The sequence below is a fragment of the Oceanobacillus locisalsi genome (assembly GCF_042675985.1).
GTDB classification, from domain to species: Bacteria; Bacillota; Bacilli; order Bacillales; family Amphibacillaceae; genus Oceanobacillus; species Oceanobacillus locisalsi.
Map to the genome: position 1 here is coordinate 210,613 of NZ_JBHTKK010000001.1, position 18,484 is coordinate 229,096.

At 39.8% G+C, this 18,484-nt stretch carries 15 protein-coding genes and 1 riboswitch; of the genes, 7 read left to right on the forward strand and 8 right to left on the reverse strand.

All coding sequences use genetic code 11. The annotated features are described in order from the left end of the window. Nucleotides 1-101: 101 nt before the first annotated feature. The 3 genes from ACFQ19_RS00940 to ACFQ19_RS00950 form a co-directional block, all read right to left on the reverse strand. On the reverse strand, nt 102-1,112 hold the full coding sequence (locus ACFQ19_RS00940) for an acyltransferase family protein (RefSeq protein WP_379590012.1): 1,011 nt from the start codon (nt 1,110-1,112) through the stop codon (nt 102-104). A 226-nt stretch (nt 1,113-1,338) separates the two neighbouring features. Next, nucleotides 1,339-1,788, reverse strand: coding sequence for an OsmC family protein (locus ACFQ19_RS00945; protein WP_379590014.1), 450 nt, complete (start codon nt 1,786-1,788; stop codon nt 1,339-1,341). 675 nt (nt 1,789-2,463) lie between these two features. Continuing rightward, nucleotides 2,464-3,285: a TerC family protein gene (locus ACFQ19_RS00950; protein ID WP_379590015.1), complete on the reverse strand. Its 822-nt coding sequence runs from the start codon at nt 3,283-3,285 to the stop codon at nt 2,464-2,466. A 393-nt stretch (nt 3,286-3,678) separates the two neighbouring features. Between ACFQ19_RS00950 and ACFQ19_RS00955 the strand changes: the two genes are divergently transcribed. Further along, nucleotides 3,679-4,773, forward strand: a complete 1,095-nt coding sequence (locus ACFQ19_RS00955) for an AI-2E family transporter (RefSeq protein WP_379590016.1) — start codon at nt 3,679-3,681, stop codon at nt 4,771-4,773. A 12-nt stretch (nt 4,774-4,785) separates the two neighbouring features. Then, the gene (locus tag ACFQ19_RS00960) at nt 4,786-4,968 is read left to right on the forward strand and encodes an SE1832 family protein (RefSeq protein ID WP_379590017.1); all 183 of its coding nucleotides are present in this window, start codon (nt 4,786-4,788) and stop codon (nt 4,966-4,968) included. A 45-nt stretch (nt 4,969-5,013) separates the two neighbouring features. Here ACFQ19_RS00960 and ACFQ19_RS00965 read toward each other — a convergent pair whose 3' ends face one another. Beyond that, nucleotides 5,014-6,840, reverse strand: coding sequence for a cation:proton antiporter (locus tag ACFQ19_RS00965; RefSeq protein WP_379590019.1), 1,827 nt, complete (start codon nt 6,838-6,840; stop codon nt 5,014-5,016). Nucleotides 6,841-7,381: 541 nt separating this feature from the next. Here ACFQ19_RS00965 and recQ point away from each other — a divergent pair. Further along, nucleotides 7,382-9,541, forward strand: a complete 2,160-nt coding sequence (gene recQ, locus ACFQ19_RS00970; RefSeq protein WP_379590020.1) for a DNA helicase RecQ — start codon at nt 7,382-7,384, stop codon at nt 9,539-9,541. Between the two features lie 67 nt (nt 9,542-9,608). Here recQ and ACFQ19_RS00975 read toward each other — a convergent pair whose 3' ends face one another. After that, entirely contained in the window at nt 9,609-10,847 is a 1,239-nt protein-coding gene (locus ACFQ19_RS00975; protein WP_379590022.1) for an aminopeptidase, read from the reverse strand. A gap of 229 nt (nt 10,848-11,076) precedes the next feature. On the opposite strand from ACFQ19_RS00975, the gene ACFQ19_RS00980 reads away from it, so the two are divergent. From ACFQ19_RS00980 to ACFQ19_RS00990, 3 genes are all read left to right on the forward strand, one after another. Continuing rightward, nucleotides 11,077-11,409, forward strand: coding sequence for a winged helix-turn-helix transcriptional regulator (locus ACFQ19_RS00980; protein ID WP_379590023.1), 333 nt, complete (start codon nt 11,077-11,079; stop codon nt 11,407-11,409). A gap of 157 nt (nt 11,410-11,566) precedes the next feature. Then, on the forward strand, nt 11,567-12,049 hold the full coding sequence (locus tag ACFQ19_RS00985) for a PH domain-containing protein (protein WP_379590025.1): 483 nt from the start codon (nt 11,567-11,569) through the stop codon (nt 12,047-12,049). Then, nucleotides 12,042-13,505: a PH domain-containing protein gene (locus tag ACFQ19_RS00990; protein WP_379590026.1), complete on the forward strand. Its 1,464-nt coding sequence runs from the start codon at nt 12,042-12,044 to the stop codon at nt 13,503-13,505. Before ACFQ19_RS00985 ends, ACFQ19_RS00990 begins: the two co-directional genes overlap by 8 nt. A gap of 57 nt (nt 13,506-13,562) precedes the next feature. On the opposite strand, the gene ACFQ19_RS00995 is transcribed toward ACFQ19_RS00990, so the two are convergent. The 3 genes from ACFQ19_RS00995 to megL all read right to left on the reverse strand — a co-directional run bounded on the left by ACFQ19_RS00995 (nt 13,563) and on the right by megL (nt 16,974). Beyond that, a complete protein-coding gene (locus ACFQ19_RS00995; RefSeq protein WP_379590028.1) occupies nt 13,563-14,078 on the reverse strand; it encodes an acyl-CoA thioesterase in 516 nt (171 codons plus the stop codon). A gap of 87 nt (nt 14,079-14,165) precedes the next feature. After that, nucleotides 14,166-15,605, reverse strand: coding sequence for a cardiolipin synthase (cls, locus tag ACFQ19_RS01000; protein WP_379590029.1), 1,440 nt, complete (start codon nt 15,603-15,605; stop codon nt 14,166-14,168). A gap of 190 nt (nt 15,606-15,795) precedes the next feature. Continuing rightward, nucleotides 15,796-16,974, reverse strand: coding sequence for a methionine gamma-lyase (gene megL, locus ACFQ19_RS01005; protein WP_379590031.1), 1,179 nt, complete (start codon nt 16,972-16,974; stop codon nt 15,796-15,798). Nucleotides 16,975-17,317: 343 nt separating this feature from the next. Between megL and rarD the strand changes: the two genes are divergently transcribed. Beyond that, entirely contained in the window at nt 17,318-18,238 is a 921-nt protein-coding gene (gene rarD / locus ACFQ19_RS01010; protein WP_379590032.1) for an EamA family transporter RarD, read from the forward strand. Between the two features lie 135 nt (nt 18,239-18,373). Next, a riboswitch (SAM riboswitch) is annotated at nt 18,374-18,472 on the forward strand. Nucleotides 18,473-18,484: the final 12 nt, after the last annotated feature.

An 18,484-nucleotide genomic window follows, 5' to 3' on the forward strand; every position in this document is an offset into this window, starting at 1 on the left:
GGGAGGGAAGTTACTTTTTAAAGTGCGTAAGTTGAGTAAATAAGATATTAAAAATGCGGAGTCCGAAAAAGGAGCTCCGCATTTTTCTATAGCAACTGATTTTAAGAAGATGTTCCCTTATGCCGATGATTAAAGAAGGACTTGATTTTTGCCAGACTTCCCTCAATAAACGGTTGGGAGATGGTTAAAACAGGTTTACTGGACAGCATAACGACAATCAGCGCTGCCAGTCCGGCAATGCCGACAACGTCAAACCAGTGATTTACCGCTAATAAGTCAAATTCACGCAGAAATTGAATAATAAATCCATGGAGCAGGTAAACATAGAGTGTTCTTGTTCCAAGTTTGGTTATCCAGCCCATATTTCGTTTAGGGATCCATGCTAAGATACTGACGGTCATTACAGCTGCAATCACATAAACAAATAACCGAACCAGGCCTCCAAAGCTTTCCACACCTAAACTGCTATAAGATTTGGAAGCAAGCAGCCAGCCGGTATCTATTACCGGAAATACATAAATGAGCGCAAACATCGTTACCATCACAGCAATGGAAGCCAGTTTTACTTTACGCGTTTTTACCAGCATCACCTGATTAACGGTTAACCAGTAGCCGATTAAAAAGAACGGGAAAAACACAAAAGTTCTTGATAAACTGAATGAATGCCCGATTTCTCCAAAATAACCGACAATAATTCCTATAAATATCGACAACGTAATACTCCAGCCTGCCGGAATTTTTTTGAACAGTACAAGCAGAATATGCCAGCTGAACAGACTAAACAGAAACCAGAGAGACCATTGCGGGTAGAAAACCCCTGTCTGCCAATCTGCTTTACCTATGAAGAAATAATATATCGTATATAACGTCTGAAAAATAAAATACGGAATGATTAACTTCTTCATTAAGTTCCATATATATTTTTTATTTCCTGAACCTTTCGCAAAGAACCCAGCCAATAAAATAAATGCTGGCATGTGAAAGGTATATATCCATATATAAATTGCTTCCGTCGACTTTGAATCACTGATAAAAGGCTGAATCAAATGACCAAAAACAACGAGGAAAATTAAAAATACTTTCGCATTATCAAAGAATGCATTTCGTTCCATCGTATCCCTCTTATCTATACACATGTTTTCATAAGCATAAATGAAGTTACATTTTATGTCACATACTCTACTTTACCCATTTCTATTTAAAAAATCTTCCCTAAAGACTAATTTTTATCGTTTTGTAATCATTTTGTTAGTGTACCGCAAAAATGTAACATAATGAAATCATGCTTCACTAGAAGTTATGTTAACAGGATGATTCATCTCTGCTAATGATAATTGCTTATTCTTCTACTTGCACAACAGGAATAACCTCTATTTGAACATTTCCTTCTAAAGCCCTTGAAATCATACATGCTTTCTCTGCCTTTTCAATATACTTGCTCGTTAAACGCATTTGCTTTTCATTTACTTCTTTGTTTAATGTTATATTGGGACGATGAATAATTTTTTCATATGTGAAAATCCCTTCCGTTACGTCTACCATTCCTTCAGAAGTTATTCCCATCGCAGCAACCGGAATTTCAGATCGTTCAAGCATGGCTGCCAATGAAATAATATAACATGTAGCGGCCGCTCCAAGCAGCATTTCATCGGGATTTGTGCCAATACCAGGACCGTCCATTTCCGGAGGGATAGATATTTGGGTCTGTAAATTTCCCGCATCTATATAGCCTTCACTGTTACGTCCACCTTGCCATTCGCCTTTTAAATGAAAGTGGTGTAATGTCATCCGAATCACTCCTGTTTTTCCATTTTTCTTTTTCCTTATTATGACGTATCAAATAGGTTTTTACAAAAAATTGAATCTTTTAAGCTCAACTTTTGCTACCTGAGAAGAAGCATATAAACCTTGCTGTTTCAGGATGAACATAAACATCATGCTTGCTTTTCATTAAAGCCTCCTTCTTTTTTTTGAACAGGGTACGGTGTACAGCTTCCGCTCCGGCCAAGCCCTCCGCTTTCCATGGGCCCTGATCTCACTCCTCCTCGCTAAAGGAGGCTTAGCGATTGGCAAGCAGTCAGGCGTAGACAGAGCTAAAGTCGCTCTTTCATCGACTAAGAACGGTCACGTCTTGTGACCAACGTCGATACTAGGACGTCGTGTCCGTCGTGCCCCGCGGGTAAAAAAAGAAATTCCCTTTTTCCTGCGGGGTCTTCCCACTGGAGCTGGGGCTGCGCTTACTCGCCCCATCAAAACCGTTGTACGTCGGAAAGCAAAACAGTCCGCCGCAGCGGTAGCCTTACACTTTACCTTCTCATCTTTGTCAGCAAATGTATGGAAGAAACGACCAACTTCTGTTCCTATGGAAAGAAAGTTACTTTTAAAATGTGAAAGTTGAGTTTTCATCTCAAAAGAAAAAAGTTGTGCTGAACCATATGGATTGCAGCACAACTTTTTCATAGTTTATCTGGATGGTTCTTTATTTCTTTTTAGGTTTGGACTGGATGCGAACCAGCCGGTCAGCGCAATTCCTACTAGAATCACATAGAAAGAAATTTTCCAGGCGTTAGAGTGAGGGAAATGCTCCGGAATAATGGCTAAATCCGGATTTGCTAATACCATGACAGCCAGTTTTACGCCGACCCAGCCAACAATCAGAAAGGCAGCTATTTCCAATGTCGGCCGTTTATGCAAAAGACCGACAAAGATATTCGCAGCAAACCGCATAATAATCAAACCAATCATTCCCCCGGCAAATATAACAGCGAATTGGCCTGTGTCCAAGCTTCCCATTTCGCCAAAACCGGTTGGAGGTAATGCGACTGCTAAGGCAACTGCCGCTAAAATGGAATCGACAGCAAAGGCGATATCTGCAAGTTCCACCTTCAAAACAGTCAGCCAAAATTGTTTTCTTGAAGCTTGTTCAGCCACTTGATTTTCTCCTGCAGCCGCTTTTTCTTTGGTTTGCCTTTGGGTTTCCGGCTTATCCGGTTCTTTCTTTTTAAATCGGTCATAGAGATTTTTTGCAGAAATAGCTAATAGATAGAAGGCACCAAATGCCTGCACTAACCAGAACTCAACAAGCAGCGAGATCACAAACAGTGAAGCAAAACGAAATACAAATGCCCCCGCCAATCCATAAAATAATGCTTTTTTCCTTTGTTTTTCAGGAAGGTGTCTTACCATAATTGCTAGAACAAGAGCATTATCAGCTGCTAATAAGCCTTCTAATGCAACTAAAACCAGCAAGACCCATAAATACTCAAGTAATAATTCTGTTCCCATGATGTTTTCTCCTTTTCTACATGTTTTTTGCAGAAAAGGCCATAAAAATAGACCTCTACCTGCACTCGGTAAAGGTCTCGCTAACAACATCCCGGTTGCCACATAAAGCCGGAGATAAGAACATCTCGTAATGACGACTTTACGTGTACAGCTACTCCCCTTCAGGAAATATTCTATTCCGTTAATAAAGTATACTTCATTAAAACCTTATTTATGAACTTTGTCAATACTTTTTTCAAGCAGCTTGTTATTCACGGCATACAACTTTGGTACGACCTCTACTTCTAGTACACCGGCAGTTTTATTCAAAAATTTACTAAAGATGTTTATAGATTTCTTTTTTCGGTTAATGTAAAATAAACCATATCAATAGAAAGAAAGTAGTGTGATTGAATGACGCAGAAACGTTGGTTTCAATTTTTTATCTTTTTCATCTGCTTATTTACATTAATTTTTCTCATTTCCATAACTCATTTCATTTTCACACCTGTTCTGCAATTAATTGGTTCCGTAGCGCTTCCAATTATTGGTGCAGGTATTCTTTATTACCTGACCAGGCCGGTGATGAATCTGTTTTTAAAAATGAAAATACCGAAAATTTTATCCATATTTCTTGTGTTCCTGGTAATTATCGGTGCGATTGCATTATTTATTTTATTTATTTGGCCAATTGCCCGCGATCAGTTTGAACGCCTGATGGAAAGTATTCCAGGAATGGTTAATATGGTTGAAGGATGGATTAATTACTGGCAAAGTAATATTGCGCTTGTGCCGGATCAAGTTATCAATGCCATCAACAACTTTGCAAATGACATTCCCGGACATATTGAGAGCGTCTTAAACAATGTTTTTGGATTTTTAGGCACCTTCATCGGCCAATTAGTCAGCATTGTTGCCGGTATTATCCTGATTCCGTTCTTCCTCTTCTTTATGTTGAAAGACGGAGAGAAACTTGTACCATTTATACTGCAATTTTTCAGCAAAAAGAAAGCAGCTAATCTGCATGGGTTACTAAGTAAAATTAACCATGTATTGTCCTCCTTTATTCAAGGGCAGTTGTTAGTGAGTTTTGCTGTCGGCATTTTATTATTAATTGGTTATTTAGCTATTGGGTTAGAATATGCCGTCGTACTTGCATTATTTGGAATGCTGATGAATGTCATACCATTTTTAGGTCCTTTTATTGCAGTTGCACCGGCTTTATTAGTCGGCGGATTTCAAGATCCGATGAACTTATTATGGGTTTCGATTATTATGCTTGTTGCTCAGCAAATTGAAAGTAACCTGATTACACCAAATGTGATGGGACAAACACTCAGTTTACATCCATTAACAGTTATTACGGCCATTTTAGCTGCAGGCAGTATTGCCGGGTTTTTAGGAATTATATTTGCTATTCCTATATATGCAGTTATCCGTACGATTGTCGTTCATTTTTATCAAACCTATGCAGATTCCAAGAGTAGTAAGGACGATGCTTTAATTTAAGGAGGAGTTTTCTTGCAAACAAAAGGCGAACTGGAACAAAAATTAGATGAATTAAAGTCAGATTATACACGAATCCAAGGGGATTTAGATAAGCTAGAATTCGTTAAAGGGCGTGTCTCCTCTGCAGAAGCGCAATTGGTCCGTTTAGAAGAGGAAATTGCGGAAATAAGAAAAGAATTGGAGCAACATAACTAATCAAAAAAGACCCGCATATTGATTTCGCGGGTCTTTTTGATTAGTTTATTCTTCACCAGCATTGCTGTCTGTTTCTTTTTCTTTGGTCAAGCTGACAATTTTATCTCCGGCTGCGGGTACGGTACGCATTTCTTCAGAGAAAAATTTCAGTTGGCCAGAAGGTTTGATTAAGAATAAATATACTGTTTCTGGATCTTTAGACTGTTTATAGTCTTTAAATGTAAATTTATTGCTCAGTGTTGTTTGTCTGACAGTAAATCCATTCTCTGCTTTTTCAATTAAATCCTCCAGAGAGAATTTCTTATTAAACAGAATCCGGCCGCCTACTTGCGATACCAAACCTGATGAATATCCGTTATCTTCAAAAGTTGTGAATGGACTGACTTTAAATACATTCGTCCTTCCATATTCAGGAATAAATGTTGTGCATAACAATGAATTATAAGCTTTGTCATGCGTTAGCGTTAATAAATATTCATATGGAATGGTATCCAAATGATGCTCTGTCTGCTCTGACAACATACTTCCATGATAAAAATCCAAGCCTTCATTTCTTGCCAGGGAAAGATTTTCCCATGAAGAATCAACAATAATGGACGGATAGTTTGCTTCTTTCAATGATTTAGCTAATTGCACTGTAAATGGATTGCTTCCGACAATCAGTGCGCCAGGGTTACCTTTATTTGACAAGTTTAACTTTTTAGAAAGCCAACCGATTGAAAAGCCATGTGCGACAACTGTGAAAATAACCAGTGCAAAGGTCAGCGCCGTTAAAATGGAAGCATCTTCATAGCCAGCCTCTGTCAAGACACCTGCAAAATACCCGGAAACAGTTAATGCTACAATCCCCCGCGGTGCAATCCAGCCAACCAATAATTTTTCATTGAAGCTGAGTTTTGTACCAATGGTTGATAAGAAAATAGACAGCGGACGAACAGCAAACATCATCAATAGCACATAACCGATAATATGCGGATTAAAAATCTGTATAATCGTATCCACTTCCAAGGAAGCAGTCAACATAATAAAAATAGTCGATGTCAGCAATACAGATATATTTTCCTTAAAGTGACGCATATCAGAAACAGAACTAATGCCCATATTTGCTAGCGTAATCCCCATCGCCGTTACAGATAAAAGCCCCGTCTCATGCATGACGACATCTGCAATTGTAAAACAGAACAAAACAACGACGACGACTGTAGGAGATTTTAAAAATTCCGGGACATGCCCCATCTCAAACATCCAGCCAAGTCCGCGTCCTAATGCCCATCCTAAAAAGACAGCAAAAATAGACCCTGCAAAAAACAACAGGATTTGAGATACATCTGGATTAGCTGCTGTCATAAATGTAATAATTTCAAAAGCGAATACAGCAAGCAATGCACCGATAGGGTCAACAATAATTCCTTCCCATTTCAAAACCTTTGCAGGACGTGCTTTTAATTTTGCCTGACGTAATAGCGGCATAATGACGGTCGGCCCGGTTACGACGAATAAACCGCCAATGACAAAAGCAACCGCCCAGGACAGCCCAGCAACATAATGTGCCGTCAGCGATCCTAAAATCCATGCAATAAATGCACCTATCGTAGAAATTCGAAAAACAGGTCTTCCAATTCCACGTAATTCCCGGAAATTTAAATTTAAACTTCCTTCAAATAATATTATAGCTACAGCAACAGAAATTAGCGGACTGTACACATTTCCGAAATCCTGTTCTGGGTTAATTAATCCAAAAACTGGACCAATAAGCAGTCCTGTCACCGCCATTACAACGATTGCCGGCATACGAAAACGCCATGCAAACCATTGAGAGGCGACACCTAATAAACCAATTAGCATGAATTCAAAGAGTAAAGAAGGAACCATATATCCCCCTCCTTTTCAAAAAGATATAGCACATTTTATAGATGTAGCGAGAAAATGTAAATTCATATGATGTCATATATAGAAAAAAATATATCACTCCTGGAATCATTCCTTTTATGGCAGTGTTTTTACAGGGGTTTTTGATTTTTTCTTACTTTACTTTCCAGATAAAACATTCTAGGATGGTAGGTAGAGTATAATGACGTACGCATGATTTTCTGTATATATAAATTGAATTAATAAATCTGTCTTTTGTGCTAAAAAATGAAGCCATTTATTTTAGAATTAAGCATCATAACTAGCGAAGGAAAAACACGGAGACTCCTATGGGAAAGCGTAGTGGGAAGACCCCGCAGAAAAAGCGGTCTTCTTTTTCGAGGAGGCTGAGGACAAGCCCATGGAAAGCGTAGTGTTTTTCCGTAGCGAGTGTCAGGAAGGAAAATATTAATTTCAAGTTATATAGTTAAGTATTAAAACACTTATTTTTCCGACGGGATGATTCGTTACCGTCCCAATTCACTGTTAAAAGGGAGCTTTACCTATGGAAAAACACTTACATATTTTACAAAATTACTTCGGTTATTCCAATTTTCGTCCCGGGCAGGCCGAGGTTATTGATCATATTGACCAATGTCAAAATACGCTTGCTGTGATGCCTACAGGCGGCGGTAAATCCCTTTGCTATCAAGTTCCTGGAATTGCGATGAATGGAACAGCAATTATTATATCGCCGCTTATTTCCCTGATGAAGGATCAAGTTGACGGATTACATGCACTGGGTGTAGCCGCAACTTACATTAACAGCTCCATTTCCGCAGCTGAGCAATATCAGCGCCTTATGGATATGCGACAAAACAGGTATCAATTTGTTTATGTTGCTCCAGAACGGTTTGAATCCGATGCTTTTGTTCATGCTTTGCAACAAACACATATTTCATTAATTGCTTTTGATGAAGCACATTGTATTTCTCAATGGGGACATGATTTCCGCCCGAGCTATCGTTCTGTTGTCCCGACCCTTCAAGAAATTGGCGGTAATCCGGTTTTGATGGGACTGACAGCCACAGCTACTCCCGAAGTCATTGATGATATTCAGACCCTTTTGCATATCCAACCGGTAAATACCGTACATACCGGTTTTGAAAGAAAAAACCTTTCCTTTTTTATTGAAAAAGGAGTAAACAAAATAGATTATATTCTTTCCTATCTGAAAAAACATCAAGGAGAAGTCGGTATTATTTATGCGGCCACGCGGAAGCAGGTGGAATATGTCTATGATGTCCTAAAAGAGAAAGGTTATGCTGTTTCCAAATACCATGGCGGTTTATCCGAAAAAGAAAGACAAGCTGCACAAACGGCATTTATTTATGACCAGGCTGAGTTGATGGTTGCTACCACTGCATTCGGAATGGGCATTGATAAATCCAATGTCCGCTTCATTATCCATTATGCTATCCCGATGAATATGGAGTCGTACTATCAGGAAGCTGGCAGAGCAGGACGTGATGGAGAGCCTAGTAATTGTGTATTATTGTTTTCCCCGCAAGATATTCATACGCAAAAATTCCTGATTGAGAAATCTGACTTAGATGAAGAAGGCATGCAGCGGGAATATCATAAATTGAACAAGATGGTGAATTACTGCCGGACACAAAATTGCTTATACCGTTATATTTTGAATTACTTCCAAATGGACTCCGGTTCTGCTTCTGTGTCCTGCGGGCGTTGCAGCAATTGCCTGAAACAGGGAGAATTAGAGGATATTACCGAAGAAGCACAAATGATTCTATCCTGTGTAAAGCGGATGCGGGAACGTTTCGGGGCTTCCATGACAGCTAAAGTCTTAAAAGGTTCCAAAGATAAAAAGCTGGTGCAGTTCGGTTTATCAAAATTGTCTACTTATGGTATTTTATCCAAATATACTGAAAAGGAAATCACAGAAAGAATCCACTTTTTAATCGCGGAAGAATATTTATCCGCAGAAGAGGGACAATTTCCCACTTTAAAATTGAACCAGAAATCAATGGATATCCTGACCGGAAAAGAAAAGGTAACAATGTTTATCCAGGACGTGCCCCGTGTCAGCGAAACAGATTACAGCGCAGATCTATTTGAAGTGTTGCGCCAATTAAGAAGAACGATGTCTCAGGAGCTTAACCTGCCTCCTTATGTTTTATTTTCAGATATGACATTAAAAGAAATAGCCCGCTATCTTCCAGAGGATAAAGATGCATTCTTGCGGTTAAAAGGCGTAGGCCAAAAGAAATACGAACTATACGGAGAAGCTTTCCTGGAAGCTGTTGCAGATTGGAAAGAACAAAATCCCGATTACAAAGCCCCTACAGCGATTCATTATCAAAAAGCAGGAAAAGCCAAAGATGCCGATGACCGGCCATCTTACCAAATATCATATGAGCTTCTGCAAAAAGGGAAAACGATTCGCGAAATTGCTTCTATACGTGATTTAAAAGAACGAACGATAGAGTCGCATATCTTTCAGGCCTCCCAGAAAGGGTATACGCTTAATTGGAGCTTATTTTTTAATACGGAGGAAGAAGACGCCGTTTTATCCAAACATGAAGAAATGGATGCAACTGGATTAAAAGAGCTGAAAGAGGCTTTGCCCGAAGATTATACTTATCGGAAAATTAAAGCAGTGCTGGTGAAGAATGATAAATTTATGGTGAAGGAAAGCTCTTAACAATTTTAAAAGGGCCGCAAGATGCAGTTAATCTTGCGGCCCTTTTTTAATTTATTCGTTTGTTGGATTACTTTATATCCAGTGCCCAAGCGCCATTACGGAACACAGGCTCTGATTTGCCGTCTTTGGTAATACCGTCAATGTCCATTTTATCCGAGCCGATCATAAAGTCGACATGGACCAGGCTGTCGTTTACGCCATGTTTGTCCAATTCATCTAAATCCATCGCAGCACCGCCTTTTAAATTCGTCGGGTAAGCTTTCCCAAGCGCAATGTGGCAAGATGCATTTTCATCAAATAAGGTGTTGTAAAAAATAAGTCCAGATTGGGATATTGGCGATTCATCCGGTACTAGCGCAACTTCTCCAAGCCTGCGTGCCCCTTCATCTGAATCGAGTAAATGTTTCAAGACTTCTTCTCCTTGTTCTGCCTGATAATCAACCACTTTTCCGTCTTGAAACGTTAAAGAGAAGTTATCAATTAAGCTGCCTCCATAGTTTAAAGGTTTGGTGCTGGATACAGTTCCGTTCACCCCATATTTATGCGGCATGGAGAAAACCTCTTCTGTCGGCATATTCGGATTAAACGTTACGCCTGTTTCTGCTTGAGCTGAACCGCCTTTCCAAATATGTCCTTCCGGTAATTCTATTTCTAAGTCTGTACCAGGAGCTTTAAAAATCAACTTCTGGTAGCTCTTCTTATTAAGAACTTCCCTGGCTATTCTTAAAGTTTCATTATGATCGTCCCAAGCTGCCACAGGGTCATCCTGATCCACACGGACAATTTTCAAAATCGCCTCCCAAAGACTGGAAACGGCATCTTCTTCGGATTTATCCGGGAATATTTTTTTCGCCCAGTCTTTGGAAGGAATAGAAATAATCGTCCATGGAATACGGTCATTCATTGTATATTTACGGAAATTAACCATGGCTTCCGCAGCTGCTTTTGTCGCTTTTGCCACACGGGAAGGGTCAATATCTTTTAACAAATCCGGATTGGTGGAACGGATATTTACCACTGCGGCCCCGTCCTCTGCAAAGGTATCATGCAGTTTCACTTTCCATTCCGGATATGTTGCAATGACTTCATCTGGTGCATTCTCATATTTTAGCAAACTCAGTTCATCATCCACCCAGTTAATATGGACATCTTTCGCACCCATTTCATATGCTTTACGAGCTACGATCCTTGTAAATGCAGCTCCTTCAATCGGGGCATTAATCATAACTGCCTGTCCTTCTTGTAAATTAACCCCTTTTTTCAATGTTAATTCTGCATACTTTTCTTGTTCTTTTATCTGAACCATTCCTATATACCTCCCATATTCACACACTTTTATTTCCTTCGTAATACTTCATCCTTTATTATTTCACACTGCTTAAAATATTTCCAAAAATAATCACTCCTGCTCCCAACATTGCGGCTTGCATTTACTGTCTTTCCTATTTATGATATCCTATTATTAGATTACTTTTCGTAACCAATGCGTCTGTCACGCATGATGAAATACACGATGGTTCTATGGGGGTAGAACAATGACTCAATTATGTCCACGTTTTGAAAAAGCAATGGTCTTGTTAAGCACACGCTGGGTCGGACTTATTCTTTTTGAATTACTAAAGGGAGCAAAACGTTTCTCGGAAATGGAGACTGATCTTCCAATCAGCGGCCGGTTGCTATCTGACCGGTTAAAGTTGTTAGAAAAAGAAGGTATAGTCAAACGCAATATTTATTCAGAATTCCCTGTTCGGATTGAATATACTTTATCCGAAAAAGGAAAAGCACTTGAACCTGTAATAACAGATATTCAGCGCTGGGCGGAAGAATATATCACAACAGATGAAATAACAGGGAAAGAAATGGAGTAAACCAGCTGTTAACGCCCATCCAAAATAGAACATCCAAATGTATGATGAACCGATGCATCCATACGTTTGGATGTTCTTGCGTTTTTTCTTACTTCTTTCTTAACGTCCCCCATTTGTTGTATGATAGAACTATCCTAAACACAAGGAGCGGAAAACTATGCGGGAACAGCCTAACGTAAAAATTGCCACCGATGCGATCAAAGCGTGGCAGCTCACAGCACATATCTATGCGCTTCTCCCTTTGCTCATTACTATTGTGGCCATTATTGTCTATAACATGTTCGATTTTCTGTCAATCTGGATTGTATTCATCCTGGCTGTTCTTACCATAGCAGAGTGGGCAGTGACAGCATTTTTTATCCCAAAATTAAGATGGCGCAGATGGCGTTATCAAGTTTATGATCAGGAAATTTACATACAGCATGGGATACTTATTGTGACACGGACGATTGTACCAATGATTCGTGTGCAGCATGTCGATACGCAGCAAGGCCCGATTTTAAAGAATTATAAGCTGGCAACCTTGGAAATATCAACAGCAGCAACAACGCATCAGATACCTGCATTATCGGAAGAAGAAGCGTCCAATCTGCGCGATCAAATTTCTGAATTAGCGAGGGTGGAACAAGATGATGTCTGAACCGAAACGACTGCATCCTGCTGCGATTCTTTTTGATATTATTCGTATCTTAAAACAATCTATCCTTGGTATCTTGCCAGCTGCCGTTCTTATCATCAGTGATGGCGGTCTGTTTTATCTGGTCATTGGTATAGCCGTTGTCAGTGCTTTAATTATTTTATCCAGTGTTTTATCTTGGTTTCGTTTCACTTATCAATTAGAAGAGGACCAGATACGTATTGAACGGGGAATTATCGTCCGTAAGAAACGTACCATATCGAAACATCGCATCCAGTCTATCGATTTATCCCAAAATGTGATTCATCGTATTTTCGGATTAACAAAGGTTGCCATCGAAACAGCAGGCAATAATCCCTCTACGGATGCAGCGTTATCTGCTGTCCATATGGAAGACGGACGTATGCTGCATGATGCATTAAAATATAATAAGGAAGTTTCAGAAACCGCTTCTCCGGAAATATCGGAAGCAGTTGAAAACGAACAAAATGAACTGGATGAATCCAGCCTGCCTAAAAAAACCATCACGCTTCAGGCGCTGTTTATTACCGGTTCCACTTCAGCCAGCTTCGGAATTTTAATCGGACTTTTCGTCGCCGCTTTTTCTCAAGTGGAAGCATTGATTCCGGACCAATTTTATGATGATACCATGCGCTTGGCACTCTCACTCGGCATACAAATGATTATTATTTTTGCCATCCTTGTTATCCTGTTTTTATGGTTTTTGAGTATTCTCTATACAGTGATTAAAGATTGGAAATTTACGATTACGCGTTATGAAAAAGAATTGTTTATTACAAGAGGTCTATTAGAGAAGAAACAAACAACAATTCCGTTGAAACGAATACAAGCGGTCGGCATAAAGGAAACACCTATTCATCAATTACTCGGGTTTGCCAGGCCATATGTGGAGATTGCCAGCGCCAACATGAATAATAGTCAGGAGGCCAACACAATTATTTTTCCGTTGCTGCGTAAAAAAGCATTTGCAGCTTTTCTGGAAGAATTCCTGCCGGAGTATAAATATGCTGCAAGGAAATTAACCCATCCTCCGAAAAGAGCTTTACCTTATTATGTATGGCGGTCCATCAAGATGCCATTGCTGGCTGTCATTATTGTCGGGATTTTCTTTTTACCGTACATCTGGATACCTGCCATCATTATGCTGGCTGGCGGAATCATGGGATTTGCATCATTTAAATCAGCAGGATATACCATGGATGAGCAGCAGATAACGGTCCAGGCGCGGAGTTTTAGCAAAGATACTGCTATCATCCATCACCGCAGAATTCAATCGCTAAAGCAAAAACAACATCTGCTTCATCGTAAGCAGTCCCTTGCCACCCTTGATATGGCCATTTTAAATAAAAACGCCGGACGTCATTTTGTTATCAGAGAACTGCATACAGCAGATAGCTATGGTATCACCAATTGGTATTCCTATCGTGACAAGGCTTAACGTAAAAACCGTGTACCAGAAGCAAAATACTGGTACACGGTTTTTCTATAATCTTCCTTATTTTTCTGTCCGATAAACCGTGCCAAATGATTCTGCGAGCTGTTTGGACTGCTTTTTACGATCCGCTCGACGGCTGGCACGAAGCGGTGCACTTTCATGAAGCATCTTTTCATCGTCTGTTTCCGGATAGACGGGCGGCACTTCGATCGGTTTTCCACTTTCATCAATGGCAACAAAAGTCATAAAAGCCGTTGTACAGGCTGTTCTTGTCCCTGTACGGATATCTTCTGTAATTGCCCGGATAAATACTTCCATAGACGTATGGTGCGTCCATGTCACAAAGGCTTCGATAGAAATATAGTGCCCTCCTTTGACGGGGGCCAAAAAATCGACAGAATCTGTAGACGCGGTAACGACTGGACTATTTGCATGCTTTACTGCCGCAATTGCGCCAATGTCATCCAGATGCGCCATTAATTTCCCGCCAAACAAAGTACCATACTGATTCGTATCCGGCGGAAGTACATGGGTTGTTTTTAGTGCTACTGAAGCGGAACATGGTTTTGCATTCATCTCTTTTTCCTCCTGCTTTGCTGTTTTATAAAGATATAGTATTTCTCTTATTGTTGTTTGGTGTCAGAGACACTTTCCCGTTTCATTTCACAATACGGGCGAAATTAAACGTGATATCGATTCTTTCAGACGAATGCCGATAGAACGTTTTTCATATAATTTTTTCGTCATTTGTGTGGAATGTGCCAAATCATTGTTAAACTCTTCAATTAATCGCTCGACAACCGCAACATCATATAAAAATGCATTCACCTCAAAATTAAGACGGAAGCTTCTTACATCAATATTTGCCGTACCGACTGAGGCTATATTCCCATCCACAATAATTGTTTTTGCATGTAAAAATCCATTCTGGTAAACAAAAATTTCTGCACCTGCGTTAAGCAAATCCCCGCAATAATACATCGTTGCCCAATAGACAAAGGGGTGATCGGGTTTATTGGGGATCATAATTTTTACATCTACGCCGGATAAAACGGCAATACGAATAGCGTCACGCAAGCTTTCATCGGGTATAAAGTAAGGAGTCTGTATATAGATATACTCTTCCGCTTCCATAATCATCTTCATATACCCATTTTTGATTTGTTCATATTCAGAATCTGGCCCGCTGGAGACAATCTGCATGCCAATCTCCCCTCCAGAAACCGTCTGAAAATGTTCTTCCTCATAAGAAATCTGGTGTTTGGAAGCCTGATTCCAATCCAATACAAAGCGTGTCTGCATACTCTGAACAGCATCTCCTTTTACCCGGAGATGGGTATCACGCCAATACCCCATTTTGCTTTTCAGTCCTAAATATTCATCCCCGACATTAAAACCGCCAATATAACCGGTTTCTCCATCAATAATCGTTAATTTCCGATGGTTCCGGTAGTTAATTTTAAAATTAATAATAAACCTGGAAGGGAAAAATGCTTCCACCAGAACTCCTGCTTCCCTCAGCCTTTTTATGTAGCTTTTTTTCAATGATCTGGAGCCCATATCATCATATAAAAGTCTTACACATACACCTTCTTTTGCCTTTTTTATCAAGGCATTAGCAAGTCTGTCCCCGAGCCCGTCATTCCGCATAATATAATATTGCACATGAACGTGCTGTTTAGCCCGGCCAATATCTTCTAAAAGCGCTTCAAATTTTTCATGACCATCCGTAAAAATATCCACACCATTATTTTCTGTATATACAGCCTCCCCATTGCGAAGATGTAAATAGACTAAATCAAGATGTTTTCTTAAATCTTCATGATTTAACCGAAATGTATCGTCTTCGATGGAACGAATCTGTTTTTGTACAGCTTTCTTTACATCCATTCGGCTGCGCTGGTCCCATTCAAATATATGACTCCTGCTGATGGGCCGTCCAAAAATTAAATACAAAATAAACCCGATAACCGGGATAAATAATAGAACCATTACCCATGCCCAAGAAGAGGTTGGATCCTTCCTCTCTAGAAAAATAATAGATATAGCCAGCGCAATATTTATAACAAACATCAAACCGATAATTATTGAATATAACCCCATATATCCTGCTCCTATCACTTCTTCTCCAATAAAGGGAAGTCACACCTAATCATAGCACAAAACGGCACTTCGTTCAGCGGGGACGACATAGTTCTACTTCCCATTATATGCTATACCCCGCTGACTCACATTTTACTCTATGAAATAAGGAACCCTTATGACGTAAAGGGGAAGAATGGCTTTCTACCCCCTACGTCAAAGCCTGATTCAAATCTTCCCAAAGATCCTGCCATCCCTCAATCCCGACGGATAATCGTACTAAAGTATCTGTGACTCCCATTTTTTGACGCTGCTCATCAGGAATAACAGCGTGTGTCATTGTAGCGGGATGTTGAATTAATGTTTCTGTATCGCCAAGGCTGACAGCGATTTTTATTAATTCCAATTTATTGAGAAATGCCTGAGCTTCCGCTTTTCCCCCTTTTATTTCAAAAGAAAGCGTACCACCGCCGGATTTCATTTGTTTTTTCATAATAGCATAGCCGCTATTTTCCGGATCGCCCGGATAAAATACCTGTTTCACCTGTGAATGCTGCTTTAATTTTTCTGCAATTTGCGAAGCATTTTCAGCATGTCTATCCATTCGGAGCGGTAATGTCTTAAGCCCGCGAATAACAAGCCAGGCATCAAAAGGGGAAAGCACTCCGCCGATATCTTTTTGCGTCGTTGCAGCAATTTGGTCTATCAATGTTTGTTCCCCTGCTGCCAACCCTGCAATCACATCGCCATGTCCGCTTAAATATTTGGTAGCACTATGTACCACCACATCTGCTCCCAATTCTAACGGACGCTGTAAATACGGTGTAGAAAATGTATTATCCACCACCACTAAAATATCATGTTTTTTAGCAATACCGATAACCAGTTCCAGGTCGATTACTTCCATGGTTGGATTAATCGGTGTTTCAATATAAATAACCTTTGTTTCCGGACGAATGTTATCCTCTATGCTTTGAGCATCCGTCATTGCTACGTAGTCTGTTTGAATATTATATTTTTCATCCATCATCGACAACAGCCCGTAGGTACAACCATATAATCCGGAAGAGCAGATGATATGGTCATTTGCTTTGGTAAGTGCAATTAATACAGCAGATATTGCAGCCATCCCCGAAGCAAAAGCTAATCCTTTTTCCGCCTTTTCCAGTGCTGCCAGTTTTTGCTCCAGAATTTGTACGGTTGGATTGCTGACACGGGTATAGACATGCCCCTCTTCTTCTCCTGCAAAGCGGGCTGCGCCTTGTTCTGCGGTATCAAAAGTGAATGTAGATGTTTGAAAAAGCGGCGGCGTCAAACTGCCCAGAAGCGCTTTTGAATCATATCCTTCATGAATCATTGCCGTTTCCATATGTTTAAACTGTTTCCCCATTTATATTCTCTCCCATCCTTGATAAAGATGATACATGCTGATGTGCCTCTCCCTTTATGATAAAGTATTCTTGCGCTGTTGGGAATGTTTCCGTTTCAGAAATTTGTTTTAATTTATTTCGAAAATCATTGCTTCCTTTCTTATAAAGTTTTAGTATTGATTTTAGACTCTTCACTAAAATAAAGGATTGATAAACTAAATGTCGTTATATGCGTTAGTGACCGCTCTGAAAAACACTACGCTAGCTAGATGTACATACCATATTTAATCTTATATTCCAATAGTTGATTTTGGTGTTGAACCTAATTTTCGTTTCATTATTTTCAGAAGGCAGGAATGTATCATGGAGGATAAATCTTTAAAACAAGGAGCGGTTATCACCTTTCTTGCTTATTTATTATGGGGAATCTTCCCGATTTATTGGAAGTTTCTTGAACACGTTCCAGCTGGTGAGGTGCTTGCCCACCGGATTGTCTGGAGTTTAGTGTTTATGGTTTTCTTAGTGTTGGTGACAGGTAATTGGCGTCATCTGATGGAAACTGTCCAGGAGCTGAAAAAAGATAAAAAGAAAACCATCGCTATTGTGACAGCTTCTATTGTAATATCTATCAATTGGTTTCTATTTATTTTTTCGGTACAGCATGGACATGTGCTGCAAGCTAGCTTAGGCTATTATATCAACCCTTTAATCAGCATTTTATTAGCGGTTTTTGTATTGAAAGAAAAGACAACAAAGGGACAAGTCTTATCGTTCATCCTTGCAGGAATCGGGGTACTTTATTTAACACTGAGTTACGGTGTGTTCCCTTGGATTTCGCTGTTATTAGCGCTCACTTTTGGTTTTTACGGGCTGATTAAAAAGACGGTCAACCTGCATGCTATGTACGGATTGACAATTGAAACACTCGTCGTTGCACCAATCGCTTTGCTATATTTAATCTTTATCCCGTTGGAAGGATCATTTACTTTTTCACCTTTCTTTGCGCCGGATAACCTTTTACTCATCGGGGCTGGTGTCGTTACCGCAGTACCTTTACTGCTATTTGCTGCAGGTGCCAAACGCATTCCATTGGCAATGGTCGGCTTTTTGCAATATGTCGCCCCGACGATTATGTTCTTCTTAGGCGTGTTCTTATATAATGAGACATTTACGGTGCACCATATGATTACCTTTGCACTGATTTGGTTTGCCCTTGTTATCTATATGGTAAGTATTTATCGGGATACACCGCGAAAAAAAGAAAAGAAGAAGATAACTGCATAGCTTCTATGAAGCAGGCAGCAGAAAAGGAAGGTTTCTCCAACAAGGAATCTTCCTTTTTGAATCCCTAGTAAAATACTTGACTTTTAATCTGCAAAACTATATACTCGCTAGTAATTTCAAAATATTTAGCAGAATCTCTTATGAAGAGCGGTGGAGGGACTAGGCCCTGGGAAGCCCGGCAACTTGAAGTATCAGGTGCTACATCCTACAGATACATCGTCTGAAAGATAAGAGAGAGTTCAAAGT